The 20,735-nt window shown below is 43.5% G+C and carries 19 protein-coding genes; 15 read left to right on the top strand and 4 right to left on the bottom strand.

Annotation, left to right across the window (positions count from 1 at the left end; translation table 11 throughout):
* Nucleotides 1-41: 41 nt before the first annotated feature.
* The 4 genes from rlmKL to ABMY45_RS15130 are packed head-to-tail and all read left to right on the top strand — an operon-like array spanning nucleotide 42 to nucleotide 6,018.
* On the top strand, nucleotides 42-2,153 hold the full coding sequence (gene rlmKL, locus ABMY45_RS15145) for a bifunctional 23S rRNA (guanine(2069)-N(7))-methyltransferase RlmK/23S rRNA (guanine(2445)-N(2))-methyltransferase RlmL (RefSeq protein WP_174168955.1): 2,112 nt from the start codon (nucleotides 42-44) through the stop codon (nucleotides 2,151-2,153).
* A complete protein-coding gene (locus tag ABMY45_RS15140; protein WP_206472837.1) occupies nucleotides 2,146-2,376 on the top strand; it encodes a glutaredoxin family protein in 231 nt (76 codons plus the stop codon). Before rlmKL ends, ABMY45_RS15140 begins: the two co-directional genes overlap by 8 nt.
* Nucleotide 2,377: 1 nt before the next feature.
* Nucleotides 2,378-4,294, top strand: coding sequence for an ABC transporter ATP-binding protein (locus ABMY45_RS15135; RefSeq protein WP_349289093.1), 1,917 nt, complete (start codon nucleotides 2,378-2,380; stop codon nucleotides 4,292-4,294).
* An 8-nt stretch (nucleotides 4,295-4,302) separates the two neighbouring features.
* Nucleotides 4,303-6,018, top strand: a complete 1,716-nt coding sequence (locus tag ABMY45_RS15130; protein ID WP_349289092.1) for a DUF3466 family protein — start codon at nucleotides 4,303-4,305, stop codon at nucleotides 6,016-6,018.
* A 116-nt stretch (nucleotides 6,019-6,134) separates the two neighbouring features.
* Here ABMY45_RS15130 and ABMY45_RS15125 read toward each other — a convergent pair whose 3' ends face one another.
* Nucleotides 6,135-6,644 carry a DUF2062 domain-containing protein gene (locus ABMY45_RS15125; RefSeq protein ID WP_010371507.1) on the bottom strand — a complete coding sequence of 170 codons (510 nt, stop codon included), beginning with the start codon at nucleotides 6,642-6,644 and terminating at the stop codon, nucleotides 6,135-6,137.
* Between ABMY45_RS15125 and ABMY45_RS15120 the strand changes: the two genes are divergently transcribed.
* The 7 genes from ABMY45_RS15120 (at nucleotide 6,624) to tcdA (ending at nucleotide 14,043) form a co-directional block, all read left to right on the top strand.
* Nucleotides 6,624-8,870 (top strand): DNA internalization-related competence protein ComEC/Rec2, encoded by a 2,247-nt coding sequence (locus ABMY45_RS15120; protein WP_349289091.1) that lies wholly within the window; start codon nucleotides 6,624-6,626, stop codon nucleotides 8,868-8,870. The genes ABMY45_RS15125 and ABMY45_RS15120 overlap by 21 nt on opposite strands.
* 62 nt (nucleotides 8,871-8,932) lie before the next feature.
* Complete coding sequence (gene msbA, locus ABMY45_RS15115) at nucleotides 8,933-10,672, top strand: lipid A export permease/ATP-binding protein MsbA (protein ID WP_349289090.1); 1,740 nt, start codon at nucleotides 8,933-8,935, stop codon at nucleotides 10,670-10,672.
* A complete protein-coding gene (lpxK, locus tag ABMY45_RS15110) occupies nucleotides 10,673-11,656 on the top strand; it encodes a tetraacyldisaccharide 4'-kinase (RefSeq protein WP_174168951.1) in 984 nt (327 codons plus the stop codon).
* The gene (locus tag ABMY45_RS15105; protein WP_010371492.1) at nucleotides 11,646-11,843 is read left to right on the top strand and encodes a Trm112 family protein; all 198 of its coding nucleotides are present in this window, start codon (nucleotides 11,646-11,648) and stop codon (nucleotides 11,841-11,843) included. The genes lpxK and ABMY45_RS15105 overlap by 11 nt, the downstream gene beginning before the upstream one ends.
* Nucleotides 11,831-12,592 (top strand): 3-deoxy-manno-octulosonate cytidylyltransferase, encoded by a 762-nt coding sequence (kdsB, locus tag ABMY45_RS15100; RefSeq protein WP_174168950.1) that lies wholly within the window; start codon nucleotides 11,831-11,833, stop codon nucleotides 12,590-12,592. Before ABMY45_RS15105 ends, kdsB begins: the two co-directional genes overlap by 13 nt.
* On the top strand, nucleotides 12,579-13,244 hold the full coding sequence (locus tag ABMY45_RS15095; RefSeq protein WP_174168949.1) for a TIGR01621 family pseudouridine synthase: 666 nt from the start codon (nucleotides 12,579-12,581) through the stop codon (nucleotides 13,242-13,244). Before kdsB ends, ABMY45_RS15095 begins: the two co-directional genes overlap by 14 nt.
* 1 nt (nucleotide 13,245) lies before the next feature.
* Nucleotides 13,246-14,043 (top strand): tRNA cyclic N6-threonylcarbamoyladenosine(37) synthase TcdA, encoded by a 798-nt coding sequence (gene tcdA / locus ABMY45_RS15090; RefSeq protein WP_017218707.1) that lies wholly within the window; start codon nucleotides 13,246-13,248, stop codon nucleotides 14,041-14,043.
* 29 nt (nucleotides 14,044-14,072) lie between these two features.
* On the opposite strand, the gene ABMY45_RS15085 is transcribed toward tcdA, so the two are convergent.
* The 3 genes from ABMY45_RS15085 to ABMY45_RS15075 form a co-directional block, all read right to left on the bottom strand.
* Complete coding sequence (locus tag ABMY45_RS15085) at nucleotides 14,073-14,480, bottom strand: SufE family protein (RefSeq protein WP_010604648.1); 408 nt, start codon at nucleotides 14,478-14,480, stop codon at nucleotides 14,073-14,075.
* A gap of 4 nt (nucleotides 14,481-14,484) precedes the next feature.
* Nucleotides 14,485-15,696: a cysteine desulfurase gene (locus ABMY45_RS15080; RefSeq protein WP_174168948.1), complete on the bottom strand. Its 1,212-nt coding sequence runs from the start codon at nucleotides 15,694-15,696 to the stop codon at nucleotides 14,485-14,487.
* A 102-nt stretch (nucleotides 15,697-15,798) separates the two neighbouring features.
* Nucleotides 15,799-17,085 (bottom strand): citrate synthase, encoded by a 1,287-nt coding sequence (locus tag ABMY45_RS15075; RefSeq protein WP_010371472.1) that lies wholly within the window; start codon nucleotides 17,083-17,085, stop codon nucleotides 15,799-15,801.
* Between the two features lie 416 nt (nucleotides 17,086-17,501).
* On the opposite strand from ABMY45_RS15075, the gene sdhC reads away from it, so the two are divergent.
* The 4 genes from sdhC to ABMY45_RS15055 are packed head-to-tail and all read left to right on the top strand — an operon-like array spanning nucleotide 17,502 to nucleotide 20,720.
* Complete coding sequence (gene sdhC, locus ABMY45_RS15070; RefSeq protein WP_125252744.1) at nucleotides 17,502-17,879, top strand: succinate dehydrogenase, cytochrome b556 subunit; 378 nt, start codon at nucleotides 17,502-17,504, stop codon at nucleotides 17,877-17,879.
* Nucleotides 17,870-18,217 (top strand): succinate dehydrogenase, hydrophobic membrane anchor protein, encoded by a 348-nt coding sequence (gene sdhD, locus ABMY45_RS15065; protein ID WP_010371467.1) that lies wholly within the window; start codon nucleotides 17,870-17,872, stop codon nucleotides 18,215-18,217. Before sdhC ends, sdhD begins: the two co-directional genes overlap by 10 nt.
* Complete coding sequence (gene sdhA / locus ABMY45_RS15060) at nucleotides 18,218-19,990, top strand: succinate dehydrogenase flavoprotein subunit (protein WP_010371464.1); 1,773 nt, start codon at nucleotides 18,218-18,220, stop codon at nucleotides 19,988-19,990.
* A 10-nt stretch (nucleotides 19,991-20,000) separates the two neighbouring features.
* On the top strand, nucleotides 20,001-20,720 hold the full coding sequence (locus tag ABMY45_RS15055; RefSeq protein ID WP_174168947.1) for a succinate dehydrogenase iron-sulfur subunit: 720 nt from the start codon (nucleotides 20,001-20,003) through the stop codon (nucleotides 20,718-20,720).
* The last annotated feature ends 15 nt before the right edge of the window (nucleotides 20,721-20,735 follow it).

Here is a 20,735-nt window from a genome sequence, read left to right as displayed (position 1 = left end):
TGTGTTATACTGCGCCCAGTTGAAATTTAAGGGTATTCAAATTGCAATTTATCGCATTGACATCTATTGGTGTAGAGCAGTTACTGGTTGAAGAATTAACCGAGTTTGGTTTTGAAATAAACAAGCAAACCGTTGGTTCAGTTAAGTTCACAGGTGCTAATCTAGACGTACAAAAGTTCTGTATGATGACACGATTTGCAACGCGCGTGATGTTGCTTATTGATGACAAACCAGAAGTGAATGACAAAGATTCTCTCTACAAGTTTGTTCGTTTTCAGGCATGGCAAGATTGGTTTAGCCCAAAGCAGACCTTTGCAGTAGAGTTTAATGGTACGAATAATGCGCTTAAAAATACGCAATTCTCTGGCTTGGTGGTTAAGGATGGGATCGTTGACTACTTCAATGACCTGTTTGAGCAACGTCCAGATGTTGACAAACAGACACCGGATATTCGCATCATAGCGAAATTATCTAAGCAAGGCTGTGCGCTATATATCGATTTCTCGGGACCTCGCTTATCTGATAGAGGTTATCGTGACAAACAAGGTAAAGCGCCAATTCGTGAACATTTAGCGGCAGCGCTGGTTAAACGTAGCGGCTGGCTTGAAGATACTAATAAGCCGCTTTTTGACCCCTGCTGTGGTTCTGGCACGTTATTAATCGAAGCGGCATCTATGGCGCTTGGCTTACCTACTAACCTTAATAAAGATTTTGCCTTTAAACGCCTGCCGAGTTTTCGTGAAAGTAAGTTCACCGAGCTTAAAGCACAATTAAAGGTACAGCCAGAGCAAAAGAGCTTATGGCTGATCGGTAGTGATATCGATGAACGTGTGCTGTCAATTGCTGAGCGTAATGCCAAGCGCGCAGGCGTTGAGTCACATATTAAGTTTAAGTTTGAAGATGCCAATCACCTTAGCCTTGCTGCTAAACGTCCTGGCATTGTGCTGAGTAACTTGCCTTATGGCGAACGTCTAGGTGGTATGGCTGAAATTATTACGCTATATCGCAATATGGGTATCGCCTTTAAAAAGCACTATAAAGACTGGAATTTGGCGTTACTTGCGAGTGAAGAAAGCCTATTAAAAGTGCTAAAACTAGCGCGTAAAAAGTCTTATAAATTCAAAAATGGCCCGCTCGACGTGCTGCTTAACTTGTATGAAATGAATGAGATGCAGGTACAGCAAAATAAACAGAGCAGTGGGCTTAATTTTGAAGGCTCGACTGCGTTTGGTAACCGCTTGAAGAAAAATCTACAAGGCTTAAAATCTTGGCTGAAAAAAGAAGACGTTAATGCGTATCGTGTTTATGACGCGGATATCCCTGAGTACAATGTTGCGGTTGATGTATATAACGACAACGCAGTCATCTTTGAATACAAAGCGCCAAAAGAAATTGACGATAGCGTTGCGCAAAAACGTTTGCAAGACGTGATCACACTGACCGCCGAGCAGCTTAATATTGACCCGCTAAACATCGCGGTAAAAGTAAGAAAGCGCCAAAAAGGTCAAGAACAATACAAAGCCCTAGACAAGCAAAACCGTACTGAGGTAGTAGAAGAGTACGGTGCTAAGTTTAAGGTTAACCTATTTGATTATCTTGATACTGGTCTATTCCTTGACCACCGTTTAGCCCGCAAGTTTATTCAGCAACATTCGAAAGATAAACGCGTGTTGAATCTTTTTGCATACACAGGTAGTGCTTCCGTGCATGCCGCAGTTGGCGGTGCTAAGTCTGTTACCACAGTAGATATGTCAAAGACCTATCTAAAATGGGCTGAGGAAAACTTTGAGCTAAATGGTTTGAAGAACCCACGTTTCAGATTTGAGCAAGCGGACTGCTTAAAATGGCTTGAAAGAGCAGTTGGTCAATATGATTTGATATTCTTAGACCCACCAACATTCTCTAACTCTAAACGTATGTCAGATGCATTTGATGTACAAAGAGATCATTTAAAACTATTTGGTTGGGTAAAGAAGATATTAGCACCGAACGGTGTACTGCTGTTTTCTAACAACAAACGCGGATTTAAAATCGATGAAATGGGACTTGCGGCACTTGGCCTAACCGCTGAGGAATACTCATCGCAAACCTTGTCTTTGGATTTTAAGCGTAACAAACAAATTCACAACAGCTGGTTGATCCGTCATGATTAAATGTACTTTATTTCACACCGATGGTTGTCATCTTTGTGAAGAAGCATTGGCGATGTTAATTCAATTTTTGCCTGAAGCCGAAATTGAACTCGTTGATATCGTCGATTGTGTAGAGACGATGACGGAATATCAATATAGAATTCCAGTGATTAAAAAAGGCGAGACAGGTCAGGAACTTGGCTGGCCTTTTACTCAACAACAACTACAAGAATTTATAGAATAATATGGATCTCATTCGAATTGCTAAAGCGCAACTGGCTTTTGGCTCACACCCTATACTTGACCAAGCTGATGCCGTTATTGAATCTGGCGAGCGCGTTTGTATCGTGGGCCGAAACGGTGCCGGTAAATCAACGTTACTGAAAGTACTTGATGACCAAGTTCAACTTGATGATGGTGAAATCAATCGTGTTGGTGGATTAAAAGTTTCAAGGCTAGAACAAGACCCACCAAAGGACGCAAATGGGTCGGTCTTTGATTATGTTGCAAACGGTTTACCTGATGTTGCTGAGCTACTCATTGAATTTCATGAAGTCAGTGAAAAACTACAAACCAGCCAGTCAGATAAACTGATGACCTCGCTTGAGCGCCTGACTCAGCGATTGGAAAGCGAAGATGCGTGGCGTTTTGAGTCACGGATCAAGCAAGTGCTTAGCCAGTTGCAATTAGATGCGAATATGCGCCTAGAAGAACTCTCAGGTGGCTGGCTACGCAAAGTTGCACTGGCCAAAGCCTTGGTGAGTGACCCAGATTTACTGTTACTCGACGAGCCGACTAACCACCTTGATATGCAAAGTGTCATCTGGCTTGAGCAATTCCTGAAAGAGTTTAAAGGGGGGATCGTGTTTATCTCTCACGACCGTGCCTTTATTCGCGCAATGGCGACCCGAATTTTAGATTTAGACCGTGGCAAGTTGGTTTCATACCCTGGAGATTATGCGCAATATCTAGAACAAAAAGCTCATGATTTAAAAGTGGAAGAGCAACAGAATGCCTTGTTTGATAAAAAGCTTGCCGAAGAAGAAACCTGGATAAGGCAAGGGATCAAGGCCCGCCGAACCCGTAACGAAGGGCGTGTGCGAGCACTAAAAGCGCTTCGTGTTGAGCGCAAGCAACGCATCGAGCAACAAGGTAAGACAGACTTCAACATCGAGACGGCGGATCGTTCCGGTAAGCTGGTCTTTGAAGCGAAACATTTAGACAAAGCATTCCAAGAAAAATGCATTGTAAAGGACTTTTCAACGCTGGTGATGCGTGGCGATCGTATTGGCTTGGTCGGTCCTAATGGAGCAGGTAAAACTACGCTGTTAAAAATGCTTTTTGGTGACATTAAACCTGACGCAGGCAGCGTAAAACAAGGCGTGAACCTGGAAGTTGCGTACTTCGACCAATACCGTGAAAAATTGGATGAAGAAGCAACTGTGCAGGATAATGTCGCAGAAGGTAAGCAAGAAGTAATGATGGGCGGCCGCTCACGTCATGTGCTTGGCTATCTGCAGGACTTTTTATTTCCGCCTGCGAGAGCTCGAACCCCTGTAAAGGCATTATCAGGCGGTGAAAAAAACCGCTTATTACTTGCTAAGCTCTTCCTTAAGCCTTCAAATATTATTGTGCTGGACGAACCGACCAATGATTTGGATATTGAGACGCTTGAGTTACTTGAAGAAATCTTAAACCAATACCAAGGCACGGTGCTGGTCGTCAGCCACGACCGAGAGTTTATCGATAATACCTGCGGCAGTGTCTGGGCGTTCGAAGGCGAGGGCTTGGTGACAGAAATTGTTGGCGGTTATAGTGATTTTGAACTGTACCAGCAAAGACGAGAGCAGCAAAAGAAAGAAGCACAAAAGGTTCATCAAGAAAAGCAGCAACAAGTCGAGACTAAAAAAGCAGCTGCACCTGCTCGTTCAAATAAGCTGAGTTACAAATTAAAACTTGAATTAGAGTCGTTGCCCAGTAAAGTAGAGGAACTTGAAGAGGCTGTGAACAAACAACAAGCACTGGTCAGCGATCCAGACTTCTTTAAACAAGATCAAGAAACGACCCACAAGGCATTGAACCATTTGACTGAGCTAGAGTCGAAGCTGGAAGCCGCGTTTGAACGCTGGGAAGAACTAGAAGCATTACAGAATCAGCAGTAAGGATTAAAATGAAATTTAAACTTTTAGCCGCGAGTGTCGCCGTAGCCCTTTCACAACAAGCGGCCGCTGCCACCTATCAGTTAACTGAATTACCAAGACATGATAATAGTAAATATAGCTACGTGTCGGACGCAAATGAAGCTGGAGACGTGATTGGTCATGCTTCCAATTTATTTGGTGTTAAGATTGATGTGTCATATATCGACTTCGATGATTCAACACTGAAAAGCGATTATGACAATGTAAAGAAGCAATATGAGCAGATAGAAGAAGAAATTACCTTCACCTTAGATGATATTCAAAATAATGATGCTGCAAATACCAACGCACAAGCTCATGCATTTATGCTTTATCACTTAAGTCGAAGAGGGGCTAATCAATTTCAAACTGTTGTTCAAGCAATCTCTCTTACGTACAACAACAATACTGCTGAAGAATTTGTAGTATATGATGAACAATCTCCTGATTACGAAGGGCCAACTCGCTCGGTCACTAACTATCTTACAAGCATCGCAGAAGACGGTACAATAGTGGGCTGGGGCTCTGCACCTTTTAAAAAGATAACTTTTACTCCTGAGGGTGAAACAGAAGAAGAAACTTATTTTGTACGCGATTGGCGAAATAAAGGAATTTTGGTAACTCCTGCTGGTGAGAAAGTTAGGCTGGAGCCCGCATTTACTGAGCATGGCGGTATTTCTATCGCGACAGACATCAAGCAAACTAACGAAGGTGGTTATATTGTCGTCGGGCAAAGCTCTACGTCATTATCTCAAAGAGCAATCGAAAATATAGCGGATGATTGTGATGGTGTAGATGAGCCAGTGGATGTTTGCATCCAGAGTATCAGCACTCCATATCACACTAGGGCATATAAATGGACTTTTGATAACAACTTTAATTTAGTTGATGCAACAGATTTAGGGCTCGGTTTTACGCCTGATGAAGATAGTGAAATTGCATACTCTAGTATTGCTGTTGCGACTAACTCGGATGGGTTAACCGTTGGTTACTCTCGAGTACGTAGACAAAGAGATGATAGACTACTGCCATATGAACAAGCTGTTTATTTCGAAGACGGTGAAATCAAACGAGTTAGAGAAGTTGAGAGCTTTATTGAATATAGCCAAGCAGTCGATGTGAATGACAACGGTACCATAGTTGGTGTATTTGGACGTTTCAGTGGAGGCTCTAGAGACTATGACGCAACTGGCTTCTACTTTAATACTACAAGTGCTGAGTTTAAGGAGATGCCCACATACTTTGAAGGTTCAGCAACAGCAATAAATGACATTAACAATAATGGCTTTGTTGTTGGTCAAGGTGTGATTGAAAAGAGTGGTTCAAACCGTCGTCGTGAAGCCTTCTTATATGAAATCGGGGCGGAAAAGCTAGTAAACATTAATTCTCTTCTTCCCTGTAAGAGCGATACCTTCCCTTACACGATTGCGGAAGCAGTAAAAATTACTGACGATAACAAGATCTATGCGATTGCCACCAAAACGGTTGAAAGACGCAATACACTTGGTGAAATTGAGAAGGACAGCAAAGGTGAGACTGAGTATGAGTCGGTAAGCTTACCGGTTCTACTTACGCCAATTTCTGGTGAACCTGAAAGCTGTACACCACCTGAAGCAGAGACATATGAGCGTCAATCTGCAAGTTGGTCTTGGCTTAGTTTACTCGCGCTACCACTAGTGGCGCTGAGAAGACGTCGTAAAGCCTAAAGTACAATTTATACGATAAAAAAGCCCGGAAGGGCTTTTTTTGTGTTTGAAAAGAAATATTCGCAAATTCAATTCGATATTTAATTCAAGCGATAAAAATCTTAACTATACTGGTATTAGCCTTGGCCGCGACTTTGCCACGCTTTATTCACTGAGCGTCGCCACAGGTAGTCGATACCGAAAAAGCCGATAATGGCGGCAAGTGTTGCGCAGATCAAAGAGCCGACGATAAATGCAGGCCCAATCGTTGTTAGGCTTTGTGCAAGCCATTCCCAACTTGCCTCAAAATGGAATGGTTGCTGCTCTTGACCAAGAGCAAATACACCGACTAGGTATGAGCAGTAAAATATAGGTGGCATCGTAAGTGGATTGGTGATCCACACGAGTGCAATAGACAAAGGCAAGTTAACGCGAAATGGAATCGCTAGTGCTGCCGCCAGTACCATTTGAAAAGGAACAGGGATGAATGCGAAAAATAGCCCCACCGAGAATGCGCCGCGTGCTGAGCGCCGGTTTAAATGCCACAGGTTGGCATCATGCAGTAACTTACCAAAGATTTTTAATGATTTCTGTTGTTTGATTTTATTATGATCAGGTAAAAAGCGTTGAATCGTTTTTTTCGCCATTTGCAGCTGCCATCTACTTGGATTCTGATATGTTTTGGAATAATTCTGGGTTGCTTCAGTGCGGTATTTCTTCTCGACAATTGGCGATCAGCCGCACTAAGCATATTCCTCTACTTCATGGCCCGCTATTCTAAGCTTTTTTGTCCTATATTGGCAGGATTTATTTTAGGGATTTCCATTGCTATTGGTCATTACTTTGTTTTTTATCAGCTAAAAATACCAGAAATGTGGCAATCGCAGCTTGTTACTGCTTCGGGTAAAGTTATTGAGGTTGATAATTCTGTGATTGGTGAAGCGTTAAAGGTAAAGCTTGAGCAAGTTGATGGCTACCAATTTGCCCGTTGGCGTACAGTAAACGCAAAACTCTATCGTAACTCATCCACGCCTATGTTGCGTGTCGGTGACCACATTGAATTTACGGTAAAACTTAAGCGTTATCGTAGCCGAATTAATATCGGACTTTTTAATGCTGAATTGCATGCGTTTAGGAAGCATATATATTTTAAGGGTAGCATCAAAACAATCAAGTCGGTAGTGAAGGACACTACGTGGCGAGATAACTACCGCTTATTCATAGATAAAACGCTTGATGGGCGAAGCTATGCTTGGCTGTACTATATTTTGTTAACTGGCGATACAAGCAAAGTCGACTTCGAAAACAAAACACAATTTAGAAGTCTTGGCTTGAGCCATCTGTTAGCGATTTCAGGGCTGCATATCGGAATGGTATTTGCCATTGCGTTTTTGCTGATAAAAGTCGTGCTGTATTGTATCCCGGTAATAATTTCCCAAGCAGCTAACTTACATCAATGGTGTTTGGTTTTTGCGTTACTGTTGTGTTTTGGTTACGTCATTCTCTGCGGTTACAGCGTATCGGCGACTCGAGCTTTAATCATGGCAATGGTGTGGGTTGCTTGTTACCTCTTTGCTGTGCGCCTTAAAGCGCTTCAGGTGCTAACAGTAGCGTTGACCATCGTCTTGATAGTAGACCCGTTTTCACTACTTAATCCTGGTTTATATTATTCCTTTTTTGCGGTTGCTATCATCGTAACGTTAGTGACAAAAGTTGGTAGAGGTTTAGGTGCAAAGCTACTTGCCTTAATCAAGTTGCAGCTTGCGTTATTTACCTGTCTGTTGCCACTCAACCTGTATTTCTTTTCCGGTGCGAGTATTATCTCATTGGTTGCGAACATCATTGTGATCCCGTTGGTTTCCATCGTGGTATTTCCGCTACTACTGCTTCATGTTACTGCGCTGCACGCTATTGGTTGGCAACTTCCACTTCATTTAGTTGATAATGTGTTAGTGTTTCTTTTTGAGCTGTTGCAAAGCGCTCCACTAACTTGGGTAGATATACCTGGCGTTTCGTCCATGTTTCTAATAACCAGCTACTTAAGTGCTTTGCTGCTGTATTTATTCAGAAATTATCTTGGTTTATTACCCATATTGTTTTTCCTCGTTCAGTATCAATTTCGAGCTTCTCCGCTATGGCAAATCGATATCTTTGACGTGGGTCACGGAACGGCAGTGTTAGTTTCTCGCAATAACAAAGGGCTGCTCTATGATGTGGGGGCCAAGTATTTTGGTTATTTTTCGATGTTCGAGTTTGTGATCAAACCTTATCTTTTGAATAATCGAATTACGCTGCAAGATACCATCATTAGTCATAATGATGGCGACCATAATGGTGGCGTTGACGACCTCATTGCCTATGATGGCGGAAAATCGTTACAGCGTTTTCACCCTGCAAGTCCAGCTGATAGTTGTGTGCTAGGAACACATCAATTTCAAGGGCTAGACGTATCTGTGATCTGGCCTCAAGAAGTGTCGAACAATGACAATAATAATTCTTGTGTGGTTCGTATCTCTGATGGGCGTTTTACGCTTTTATTACCAGGAGATATTGAGAAAATAACTGAAACTAAGCTGCTTAACATTGAAAAAGAAGCACTCAAGGCCGATATATTACTGGTTCCGCATCATGGTAGTGGCAGCTCTTCAAGCGAGCAGTTTATTCAAGCGGTTGACCCAGATATTGCGATATTTTCTCGTGCCTTTTATTCGCCGTGGAAAATTCCCAATGAGAAAGTGATTGAAAGATACCAAAGAGTAGGGAGCACACTATTGGATACCGCTTTAGATGGCCATATAAAGATCTCAATTTTTGCTCAAGAAATTACAGTTGAACGAGCTCGGGAAGTGGAAAATTACTGGTTTCTCAGATAATCCATTCAGTTTTAATGATTTGAAAGTTACAATAATGCCATATAGAAAAGTAGAGGCTGGCAATGCAACCAACCGACAAGCAGATTTACGCTAGATTATTTAGCTATGTAAAAGACTTTAAACTCGCTGCCATATTTTCAGTAATTGGCATGATAGGGTACGCTGCGATGGACGCTTCGTTCGTTGCCTTAATGGATCCGTTTATCGATGAGGGTCTCACTGCAGGCAATCGCGACGTACTAAAATTAGCTCCCTTTGTTGTCATCGCGTTAGTTATTGGACGCGGCATCTTTAATTATATGGCATCGTATTGCTTGTCTTATGTCGGGTCGCAGGTTGTGCGTGCTTTGCGACAGCAACTATTTGAACACATGTTGTATCTACCAGTGTCGTTTCATGATCAACATTCTAATGGTGAAATGATATCAAAAATCACTTTTGATACGGAGCAGGTACAGCAAGCCGTCACTAAGGCACTTCAAGTGCTGATCCGTGAAGGCGCATTTGTTTTTTTCTTACTTATCACGATGTTTTATGCAAGTTGGCAGCTATCGCTCATTTTCTTAGTTGTGGTACCGATCGTGGCGGTGATCGTTACTGTGGTGTCTAAGCGCTTCAAGAAAATCTCCAAGAATATTCAAGATGCGATGGGAGAAGTGACGAAAAGCTCTGAGCAAATGATGGCGGGTCATAAAGTCATTCATGGCTTTGGTGGCCAAGAAAAAACCATCTCTCACTTTGCTAAAGTTAATAATCATAACCGTCAGCAACGCGTAAAAATGGATGCGACTAAAGCGCTGAGCGTATCTATCATCCAAATCATAGCGGCGAGCGCAATGGCGGTGATACTCGCGATTGTCGCGATGCCTACTATGGTAGACAAAATTTCATCGGGCACTTTTGTCACTTTGATCACCTCTATGATGATGATGCTGCGTCCTTTAAAACAACTTGCCAATGTGAATAGCGACCTGCAACGCGGGATCTCTGCGGCGAAAAGTGTGTTTGCGGTGATTGATCTTGAAAAAGAAAAGGACACTGGCACTCAGTCTTTATCTCGTGCTCAAGGTAACCTACAAGTCAAAGACTTAACCTTTACTTATCCATCTAAAAACGATCCGGTGATTGAGTCATTAAACCTTGAAATCAAAGCTGGGCAGAGTATTGCGTTGGTAGGTAGAAGTGGTTCAGGCAAATCAACTATCTCTAATCTATTACCACGTTACTATGATATTGAAGCGGGCAGTATTGAGTTAGATGGCACGAACATAAATGATTACCAGCTTGCGGATCTACGCGCGCAGTTTTCCATCGTGTCGCAGCAAGTGGTGTTGTTTAATGACACCATTGCAAACAATATTATGTACTCGTTAAAGCAACCCTTATCGCAAGAAGCTCTAGAAAAAGTAGTAAAACAAGCCCACGTCTGGGAATTTGTTAAAGATCTTCCTGAGGGCCTAAATACCCTTGTTGGTGAAAATGGCGTGATGCTTTCTGGCGGACAACGACAACGTATCGCTATCGCGCGTGCTATTGTGAAAGATGCACCTATCCTTATTTTAGATGAAGCAACATCAGCATTAGACACAGAATCTGAGCGTTTGATCCAACAAGCGTTAGAAGAGCTGATGGCCGACAAAACAACCATAGTAATTGCCCATCGGTTATCGACAATCGAGCGTTGCGACTGCATCTATGTGCTAGATAAAGGCAAGATCATCGAACAAGGCAAGCATGCTGAATTGGTCGCGCAGGAAGGGGTTTATCATGCACTTTGCAAAATGCAGTTTGGTGAGCAATAAATGGCATCCAAAATAGAGCAAAGTTGGTATAAAAAACCGGGACTACTAACGCTATTATTGCTTCCGCTAAGCCTGTTATTTGGACTTATTAGCTCGGTGAGAAAGGGGCTTTATCAACTCGGCTTTTGCCCTGCGTACCGCTCGCCTGTTCCGGTTATTATTGTCGGTAACATCAGTGTGGGCGGTAACGGCAAAACGCCATTTGTACTTTGGTTAGTCCCTTTTCTTGAAAATCTTGGTTTTAAGGTTGGGGTGATCAGTCGAGGCTACGGTGCAAAACCCAGTTCAACCCCATTTTTGGTCACTGAAGCGACCTCAACGGAAGAGGGCGGTGATGAACCTTGTTTGCTCGCCAAACGATTGAAATGCCCAGTGATGATTGGTGCTGATAGACAAGCCAGTATTGAAAAATTATTGGGTAATAGCGATGTAAACATCATCGTCAGCGACGATGGGCTACAGCACTATAAATTGGCACGAGATATTGAGTTCTGTATTGTTGATGCTGTGCGACGCTTTGGTAATGGCTTATGGATGCCAGCAGGGCCGCTTAGGGAATTACCTAAGCGTATTCAGAGTGTTGATCTTGCCGTATATAATGGTGGATGCGAAAGTTATTCCTACACGTTAGAGACTGTTGGTTTTTTTCGTGTTACAGATGATAGTCCAGCATCCAATATTGAAATGGCTGGCGCTTCAGTCTGTGCTATCGGCAATCCCGCGCGATTTGAAAATACGCTACGAGATAAGGGGATTGTTCTGAGTGAAAGCCTACATTTTGCGGATCATCATCCATATCAAGCGTCCGACTTCGCGCAAATCGATAACGGCGCTATTTTTATGACAGAGAAAGATGCGGTAAAGTGTCGCACTTTTGCAAAAGATAATTGGTATTACCTCAAAGTAGATGCCAAACCTACATCAGCGCTTGAAAAAGCGGTATTAAATTTACTTAAAAAGAAAGAGATTTATCATGGCCTTTGATACCAAATTACTAGAAATAATTGCCTGCCCAGTATGTAAAGGCAAATTAAGGTATGACAAAGAAAACAAAGAGTTGATCAGCACAGCAGCTAAGCTTGCTTATCCAATTAAAGATGATATTCCTGTGTTATTGGAAAACGAAGCGCGCGAGCTGAGCAGCGATGAGGTTGAGCAGTGGAATTCGTAGTCGTTATTCCGGCGCGTTATGCTTCAAGCAGGCTGCCTGGTAAACCACTTGCTGATATCGGCGGTAAACCAATGATCCAGCGTGTTTACGAACAGGCGATTCAATCTGGCGCGGCAGCGGTTTATATCGCAACCGATCACAGTGCGGTATTTGAGGCAGCGCAAAACTTCACTGATAATGTGCTCATGACGCGTGAAGATCACCAATCTGGAACTGAGCGACTCGCCGAAGTTGTTGAACAACTGGGGCTGAACGAACAAACCTTGGTGGTCAATGTACAAGGTGATGAGCCACTGCTAGAGCCTGATAACATCGCACAAGTGGCAGCACTACTGCACCATTCTGATGCACCGATGGCGACTTTGTGCGTTGATGTGGAAGATGTGGAAGAGGTGTTGAATCCGAATGCGGTGAAAGTGGTGTCTGATATTCAAGACAACGCACTGTATTTCTCTCGCTCTTCTATTCCGTTTCAGCGTAACAGCATGTTAACGCTCGACAAAAATAGCATTCCAGTGAGCCATTTTAAACGTCATGTTGGCATATATGCCTATCGTGCGGGCTTTATTCAAACCTATTTATCGCTAAGTGTTTCACCGCTAGAGGTGCAAGAGTCACTAGAGCAGCTACGTGTGCTGTATCATGGATACAAAATTAAGGTCGCTAAAGCGGTTAAGCCGGTGCATGCTGGAGTGGATACCCCCGAAGATTTGGCACGGGTTCAAGAGATACTGAATGGAAAAGTTTAAGCTCATTGCGGACGAGATAGACTATGTGGTTGCATACAAACCACAAGGTTTGAGCTTCCATAGTGAGGACGGTGCAGGTTTTGTTGCCTTACTGACGGAGCAACTAGGCTATCCCTTATTTGCGGTTCACCGCCTCGATAAAGTCACGTCGGGACTCATCCTTTTAGCGAAGTCTAGTGAGGCTGCAAAGCAGCTAACGAGCCTGTTTTCCGCTCGAAAAATAGATAAATTTTACCTGGCGTTAGTTAGTGCGAAACCGAAGAAAAAGCAAGGTTGGATAAAAGGCGATATGGCTAAGTCGCGCAGAGGCACCTATAAACTGATTAAAACTAAGCTAAATCCTGCGGTGACTCGATTTTATTCATGCTCTGTTGCGACCAACCTACGCGCTTGTATTGTCAAACCGTTTAGCGGTAAAACACACCAAATTCGGGTGGCACTAAAAAGCATCGGTGCACCAATTTTAGGTGATTTAGCCTATAGTGGAGAGCCTGCGGATAGAACGTATCTTCATGCATTTTGCCTTGAATTTGAATGGCAAGGTATACATCAACGCTATCAAGCTGCGCCTGAAGGTGATGGTGCATTTGGCCATTTATTGGCACATGAAATCTTTGCAAGTTGGCAAAATCCAAGTCAATTAGAGTGGTAACATGACGGATTCGAATAGAGAACTAAGATTTGGCGGTATTGGTCGGTTATACGGTAACGCCGAGTTGGAAGCATTAAGTAAAGCACACTTTTGTGTCATTGGTATTGGTGGCGTTGGCAGTTGGGCTGTAGAAGCGCTAGTGAGAACGGGTATAGGTAAAATAACGCTTATCGATATGGACGATATTTGTGTAACCAACATCAACCGTCAGTTACATGCTCATAGCGAAAGTATCGGGATGCAAAAGATTGAAGCAATGCGAGATCGCTGTCTTGCGATTAACCCAGATTGTGAAGTTACCCTGATCGATGATTTTCTGATGTTAGATAACATTAGAAACTACATTCAAGGCTTTGATTATGTTATCGACTGTATCGACGCGGTTAAAGAGAAAGCGGCGCTAATCGCACATTGTAAGCGCAATAAAATACCGGTGATCACCACAGGTGGTGCAGGCGGTCAAACCGATCCGAGCCAGATCCAATATGGGGATGTGGCAAAGACGACCCATGATCCGCTGCTGGCAAAAGTACGCTATATTCTCAGAAAACAATATAACTTTAGCGATAATCCAAAACGTAAATTTGGCGTAGATTGCGTGTATTCCACAGAGCAACTCGTTTACCCAAGTACCGATGGCACCGTGTGCAAAGCAAAGCAACAAGCTGAAGGTGGGAAAAACATGGACTGCGCCACCGGGTTTGGCTCTGCCACTATGGTAACCGGGAGTTTTGGTTTTTTTGCGGCGTCCAAAGCAATACGTAAGTACCTCGATAAACAAAGCAAAAGCAGCGAATAAGTGTGCTCGTTTGAGCACCTTATATCACGTTATTTTAATATCTCCGCCTGCACTTGGATCTGTTCAACAATCGCACGTATACCATTACCTCTTGATGGGCTTAGGTGAGCAATTAATCCAAGCGACTCGAACAGCTTATAAGCATTAAATTGGCTCGCTTGCTCAGGCGTTTTACCTGCGTACGCTGCAATGATGATTGCAAGTATGCCTTTAACAATACGCGTATCTGAGTCGGCAATAAGTACGAGCTGCTGCGCGTTTTCATCTAAGTCCAGATAGAGCCAAACTTTACTATCACAACCCGACACTAACGCTGAGTCAACTTTCAACGCATCAGGAAGCTCAGGAAGTTGTTTACCTAGCAGCATAATTTCACGGTACTTGGCTTGCCAGCCATGACTTTCAGATAATTTTTTTGTGATATGTTCAATATTCATAAGTTCAATCTAATAATTCTATTGTGGCACTTAACGCATTAATAAAATGCTCAATATCGTCTTGGTTATTATAAAAAGCCAAACTTGCACGTACTGTCCCATTAACCTTGAGCATTTTCATTAGCGGCTGAGTACAATGGTGTCCGCTTCTGACTGCTACGCCGTATGTATTGAGTAGTGTGGCAAGATCGTAGTGGTGTTCGTTTTTATAGTTAAAACTGACGACGCCAACATTGTTTTGTGTATCGCCATAAACCGTGATGCCTTCAATCTGTTTTAGCTTTTCTAGAAGGAAGTGATAGAGCGCTTGCTCATAACGTTGAAGTGCACTGGGATCAATCTCGTTTACATAATCTATCGCTGCGGCAAATCCGATAACGCCAGAAATATTGGGAGTGCCGGGCTCAAACTTGCCAGGTGCCTCTCGATAGCTGGATCGCTCAAAACTCACTTCTTTTATCATTTCGCCGCCGGTTTTGTATACGGGGAGCGCATTTAGTTGCTGGTATTTACCATAAAGTCCGCCGACACCTGTTGGTCCAAGCGCTTTGTGAGCTGAAAAAACATAAAAGTCGCAATCCAGCGCCTTCAGATCAGGTCTTAAATGCAGTAAAGACTGTGCGCCGTCGATAACCGTGATGGTACCCAAGGCTTTGCAAACCGAGATGAGCGACTCAACTGGATGAATATTCCCAAGTGCGTTTGAAACATGGCCCATCGCTAACACATCAGGTTTATGCTGCTTTAACATCGCAATGGCACCTTGCTCATCGAGGACGCCGTCTAACATAGGTAACACCAGTAAAGTTGCGCCGGTACGCTGACAAGCTTCTTGCCAAGGCACTATGTTAGCGTGATGTTCAAAGGGACTGATGGCAATTACACTGTCTGAAGTGAAGCGTGCACTCAGGCCATGAGCCAACAAGTTTAGTGATTCAGTTGCGCCGCTGGTCCATACTATTTCTCGTGTTTCAACATTTAAAAAATTGGCAATTGTTTCCCGGGCACTTTCGTAGCGAACAGTGGCGTTTTCACTAAGCGTGTGTAAACCTCTATGTACGTTTGAATTCTCATCTTGATAAAAAGTTTTTATGACATCAATGACTTTGTTCGGTTTTTGCGCAGTTGCAGCAGAGTCAAGATAGCAAAGCGGCTGTCCATCAAGTTGTTTGTTCAAAATTGGAAAGTCGTTGCGCAGAGATTGGATGTCAGTCATAACGTACCTGAGTTAATTGAGCAGCGCGATTCTAACGAATACGCGGCGATATTAAAACAAAAAAGGCCGCATTAAGCGGCCTTTTCAAACACAATAACGAGATTATCTGTCGTTTTGTGTTTTGTAGTCGCGAGACGTGTAGCCTTTGTAAAGCTGACGCGGACGACCAATTTTGTGTCCTGGCTGAGAAAGCATTTCGTTCCAGTGTGAAATCCAGCCCACAGTACGAGACATCGCGAAGATAACCGTAAACATGCTTGTTGGAATACCGATTGCTTTAAGAATGATACCAGAATAGAAGTCTACATTCGGGTATAGTTTCTTCTCAATGAAGTAAGGGTCTTCTAGGGCAATCTGTTCAAGTTTCATTGCTACGTCAAGCAGTGGATCTTGAATGTTTAGCTCTTTAAGCACTTCGTGACACGTTTGACGCATTACCGTCGCACGTGGGTCAAAGTTTTTATAAACGCGGTGACCAAAGCCCATTAGACGGAACGGATCGTTCTTGTCTTTTGCTTTTGCAACGTACTCGTCAATACGATCAACAGAGCCGATTTCTTCAAGCATAGTTAAACATGCTTCGTTTGCGCCACCGTGTGCAGGACCCCAAAGTGATGCAATACCTGCCGCGATACACGCGTAAGGGTTTGCACCTGAAGAGCCAGCAAGACGAACTGTTGAAGTTGACGCGTTTTGCTCGTGATCTGCGTGAAGCATGAAAATACGATCCATTGCTTTAGCAAGTACAGGGCTGACGTTGTAGTCTTCAGCTGGCACAGAGAACATCATGTGGAGGAAGTTTTCTGCGTAGCTCAAGTCGTTACGTGGGTATACGAACGGTTGGCCAACGTTATATTTGTACGCCATTGCAGCAATTGTTGGTAGCTTAGCTACTAACTTGATTGCACAACGCATACGTTGATCTTCGTCAGAAATATCCAAATCGGAGTGGTAGAACGAAGATAACGCACCAACTACACCACATAGCATTGCCATAGGGTGTGCATCTACACGGAAGCCTTGGAAAAACGCAGCAATCTTCTCGTGCATCATTGTGTTGCGAGTGATCTCATCTGAGAACTCAGCTAGTTGTTCTTCGCTTGGTAATTCACCGTTTAATAGTAGGTAGCAAAGTTCAATATAGTTAGAATTTTCAGCAAGTTGCTCAATTGGATAACCGCGATGAAGCAGTACACCTTTGGCACCGTCAATGTAAGTGATAGACGAGTCACAAGAGGCAGTCGACATAAATCCTGGGTCATACGTAAATAGGCCGTGAGCACCTAAAGAACGAACGTCAACTACGTCTTGACCAGCTGTACCTTCGTAAATTGGTAACTCAATCGGATCGTGACCATCAATATGGACTGTGGCTTTTTTATCTGCCATCTATTTGTCTCCTATTTAATAACAATATTCTGATTGTTATGTTGTGATACTAATGTTAAGCAAATTCAGATCATTCTAACTTATAACCTAGGTTAAAAGTCAATTTTTCTGTGATTTATGCATAAATGTATAATAAATATTCTACGACGATTAAATATTAGACCATTCGCTAATTCGCAAGCGTCTCTATCTAAACAAGAATTGTAAAAGGGCGCATAGCCTTATATACTGTCAACGGTTTTATACCGTATCGTCTGTGGGTAAACCTATTTTTACATCAATTTTTACACTCGAGTGAACTTTTTGGTGTCCTAATTGGTTTATCTAGAGTGTGCCACCTACATTTGCAATATGTAGGTGGGTTTCATAAAAACAAGTAGATGAGCTCCTTTGTGGGCAAAGATGGGCAAGTAACTGTGAAAAAGCAAAGACCTGTAAATCTAGATCTTACGACTATATCTATGCCGCCAACGGCTAAAGCGTCGATTCTTCACCGTGTCACCGGTGTTGCTTTCTTCTTCGCTTTGACCTTTGTGATTTGGGCTTGGTCTGAATCCCTTTCTTCTCCTGAAGGCTTCGAGTTTGTAAAAGAACTGATGTCTGGCTTTATCGCGAAATTCATCGCGTGGGGCACCCTAACTGTATTGTCTTACCACATCATCGGTGGTATCCGTCACATGATCCAGGATATGGGACATTGGGAAGAATTAGAATCAGGCAACAATAGCGCGAAGATTGCACTAGCACTTTGGGTTATCGTAGCAATTTTGGCTGGAGTATGGATATGGTCTTAAATCAAGCGACTCTAAAGCGTGATGGCGTACAAGACTACGTGTCACTACGTACAACTGCGTTAATTATCCTAGCTTACGCGGTATTCATCGTAGGCTATCTTCTAATTACTCCTGAACTAACTTATGAAGCTTGGTCAGGGTTGTTCTCAAATTTAGCTGTTAAAGCAGCAACGATGATCACACTAGTATGTATCATGGTACATACACGCATCGGTTTGTGGCAGGTTCTAACTGACTACGTTAAGAACTCAACAACTCGCACTATTCTTGGCTTTGTATTAAACCTTATGGCTTTAGCTTACGTAGCTATTGGTCTGTTTGTTCTGTGGGGTGTTTAAGTGAAATATAACGTACGTGAATTTGACGCAGTTGTAGTCGGTGCCGGCGGTGCGGGTATGCGCGCGGCACTTGCTATCTCGGAATCAGGCAAAACTTGTGCTCTTATTTCAAAAGTTTTCCCAACTCGTTCTCATACAGTATCAGCACAGGGTGGTATCACCGTTGCGCTAGGTAACTCTCACGAGGACAACTGGGAATGGCACATGTACGATACGGTTAAAGGTTCTGATTACATCGGTGACCAAGACGCTATCGAGTACATGTGTAAAACAGGTCCAGAAGCTATCACTGAACTTGAGAACATGGGTCTACCTTTTTCTCGCTTTGAGAATGGTCGCGTATATCAGCGTCCTTTCGGTGGTCAGTCGAAAAACTTTGGTGGCGAGCAAGCTGCACGTACAGCAGCCGCAGCGGACCGTACTGGTCACGCGTTGCTACACTGCCTATACCAGCAAAACGTTAAAAACAAAACAAACGTTTTCTCTGAGTGGTATGCACTAGACCTAGTAAAAAATGACAATGGCGATGTAGTGGGTGTCACCGCAATCGACATCGAGTCAGGTGAAATCACCTATTTCAAATCAAAAGCAGTTGTTCTTGCAACTGGTGGTGCGGGTCGTATTTTCGCATCGACAACGAATGCGCACATCAACACAGGTGACGGCGTTGGTATGGCGGTTCGTGCTGGCATTTCAATGCAAGACATGGAAATGTGGCAGTTCCACCCGACAGGTATCGCAGGTGCGGGTGTACTAGTAACAGAAGGTTGTCGTGGTGAAGGTGGTTACCTTCTAAATAAAGATGGCGAGCGCTTCATGGAGCGTTATGCGCCAAACGCGAAAGACCTAGCATCACGTGACGTTGTTGCACGTTCAATGATGACTGAGATCCGTGAAGGTCGTGGTTGTGATGGTCCTTGGGGTCCGCACATCAAGCTGAAGCTTGACCACTTAGGTGCTGAGACACTTAATTTACGTCTTCCTGGCGTTTGTGATCTAGCGAAGACATTCGCACACGTAGACCCAGCGGAAGAGCCAATTCCAGTAATCCCGACTTGTCACTACATGATGGGTGGTGTACCTACTAACGTAAACGGTCAAGTACTGAACGTAGACGGTCAAGGTAATGAAAAGATCGTTGAAGGTCTATTTGCAGTAGGTGAGATTGCGTGTGTATCTGTACACGGTGCAAACCGTCTAGGTGGTAACTCACTGCTTGACCTTGTCGTATTCGGTCGTGCGGCGGGTAACTTCCTTGGTACTTACTTGAAAGATGCTGAAATCGCCAAAGAAGCAAGCAACGATAACGTAGACGCAGCACTTGCGCGTACTAACCGTTGGGAAACTTCTGCGAAAGGTCAGGGTGAAGATCCTGTACAAATCAAGAAAGATCTACAACGTTGTATGCAGCTTAACTTCTCGGTATTCCGTGAAGGTGATGCAATGGCTGAAGGTCTTAAAGAACTTAAAGAGATTCGTGAGCGTCTACAGTACGCACGTCTTGACGATAAGTCTGCTGAATTCAACACGCAACGTATCGAGTGTCTAGAGTTAGATAACTTGATGGAAACAGCGTATTCGACAGCGGTTGCTGCGAACTTCCGTACGGAAAGTCGTGGTGCACACTCTCGCTTCGATTACCCAGAGCGTGATGATGAAAACTGGTTGTGTCACTCGATTTACAACCCAGAGTCTGAGTCTATGAGTAAGCGTGAAGTTAACTACGCGCCTAAGACTCGTGAAGCATTCCCACCGAAAGCACGTACATACTAGGAGCTAAGCGATGGCAACTTTAGAATTATCTGTTTATCGTTATAATCCTGATGAAGATGCGGCGCCACGCATGCAAGACTATTCTCTAGAAGTAGAGGAAGGCCGTGACATGATGGTGTTAGATGCTCTTATGCAGTTAAAAGAGCAAGACCCATCTTTATCTTTCCGTCGTTCATGCCGTGAAGGGGTATGTGGTTCTGACGGTATTAATATGAATGGTAAAAATGGTCTTGCATGTATTACTCCAATTTCTGCTTTGCAGAGCGGTGGTAAAGGCAAGGTCGTCATTCGTCCATTACCAGGTCTTCCGGTGATCCGTGACTTAGTAATCGACATGAGCCAGTTCTATACGCAATACGAGAAGGTTAAGCCATTCTTGATCAACGACAAGCCAACTGGTGGTGAAGAACGTCTTCAGTCTATTGAAGAACGTGAAAAGCTAGATGGCCTGTACGAATGTATTCTTTGTGCATGTTGTTCAACGTCTTGTCCTTCTTTCTGGTGGAACCCAGACAAGTTCATCGGTCCTGCGGGTCTTCTACATGCTTATCGTTTCTTGGCTGATAGCCGTGATACAGCGACAGAAGAACGTCTTGCTGGTCTTGATGACGCGTTCAGCGTATTCCGCTGTCACAGTATTATGAACTGTGTTAGCGTATGTCCAAAAGGCCTTAATCCAACTAAGGCAATTGGACAAATTAAATCAATGTTGTTAAACCGTTCGGTATAACACATACTACTAGCT

The sequence above is a fragment of the Pseudoalteromonas sp. XMcav11-Q genome (assembly GCF_040104525.1).
In the GTDB taxonomy this organism is placed as follows: Bacteria; Pseudomonadota; Gammaproteobacteria; order Enterobacterales; family Alteromonadaceae; genus Pseudoalteromonas.
Note: the sequence above shows the minus strand (reverse complement) of the source record. Positions and strands in the feature narration are given on the sequence as shown.

Excerpts from the sequence above, each read along its gene's own strand:
- ABMY45_RS15140 (WP_206472837.1), top strand. The coding sequence starts at position 2,146 with ATGATTAAATGTACTTTATTTCACACCGATGGTTGTCATCTTTGTGAA.
- ABMY45_RS15135 (WP_349289093.1), top strand. The coding sequence starts at position 2,378 with ATGGATCTCATTCGAATTGCTAAAGCGCAACTGGCTTTTGGCTCACAC.
- ABMY45_RS15130 (WP_349289092.1), top strand. The coding sequence starts at position 4,303 with ATGAAATTTAAACTTTTAGCCGCGAGTGTCGCCGTAGCCCTTTCACAA.
- ABMY45_RS15125 (WP_010371507.1), bottom strand. The coding sequence starts at position 6,644 with ATGGCGAAAAAAACGATTCAACGCTTTTTACCTGATCATAATAAAATC.
- msbA (WP_349289090.1), top strand. The coding sequence starts at position 8,933 with ATGCAACCAACCGACAAGCAGATTTACGCTAGATTATTTAGCTATGTA.
- lpxK (WP_174168951.1), top strand. The coding sequence starts at position 10,673 with ATGGCATCCAAAATAGAGCAAAGTTGGTATAAAAAACCGGGACTACTA.
- ABMY45_RS15105 (WP_010371492.1), top strand. The coding sequence starts at position 11,646 with ATGGCCTTTGATACCAAATTACTAGAAATAATTGCCTGCCCAGTATGT.
- ABMY45_RS15095 (WP_174168949.1), top strand. The coding sequence starts at position 12,579 with ATGGAAAAGTTTAAGCTCATTGCGGACGAGATAGACTATGTGGTTGCA.
- tcdA (WP_017218707.1), top strand. The coding sequence starts at position 13,246 with ATGACGGATTCGAATAGAGAACTAAGATTTGGCGGTATTGGTCGGTTA.
- ABMY45_RS15085 (WP_010604648.1), bottom strand. The coding sequence starts at position 14,480 with ATGAATATTGAACATATCACAAAAAAATTATCTGAAAGTCATGGCTGG.
- ABMY45_RS15080 (WP_174168948.1), bottom strand. The coding sequence starts at position 15,696 with ATGACTGACATCCAATCTCTGCGCAACGACTTTCCAATTTTGAACAAA.
- ABMY45_RS15075 (WP_010371472.1), bottom strand. The coding sequence starts at position 17,085 with ATGGCAGATAAAAAAGCCACAGTCCATATTGATGGTCACGATCCGATT.
- sdhD (WP_010371467.1), top strand. The coding sequence starts at position 17,870 with ATGGTCTTAAATCAAGCGACTCTAAAGCGTGATGGCGTACAAGACTAC.
- ABMY45_RS15055 (WP_174168947.1), top strand. The coding sequence starts at position 20,001 with ATGGCAACTTTAGAATTATCTGTTTATCGTTATAATCCTGATGAAGAT.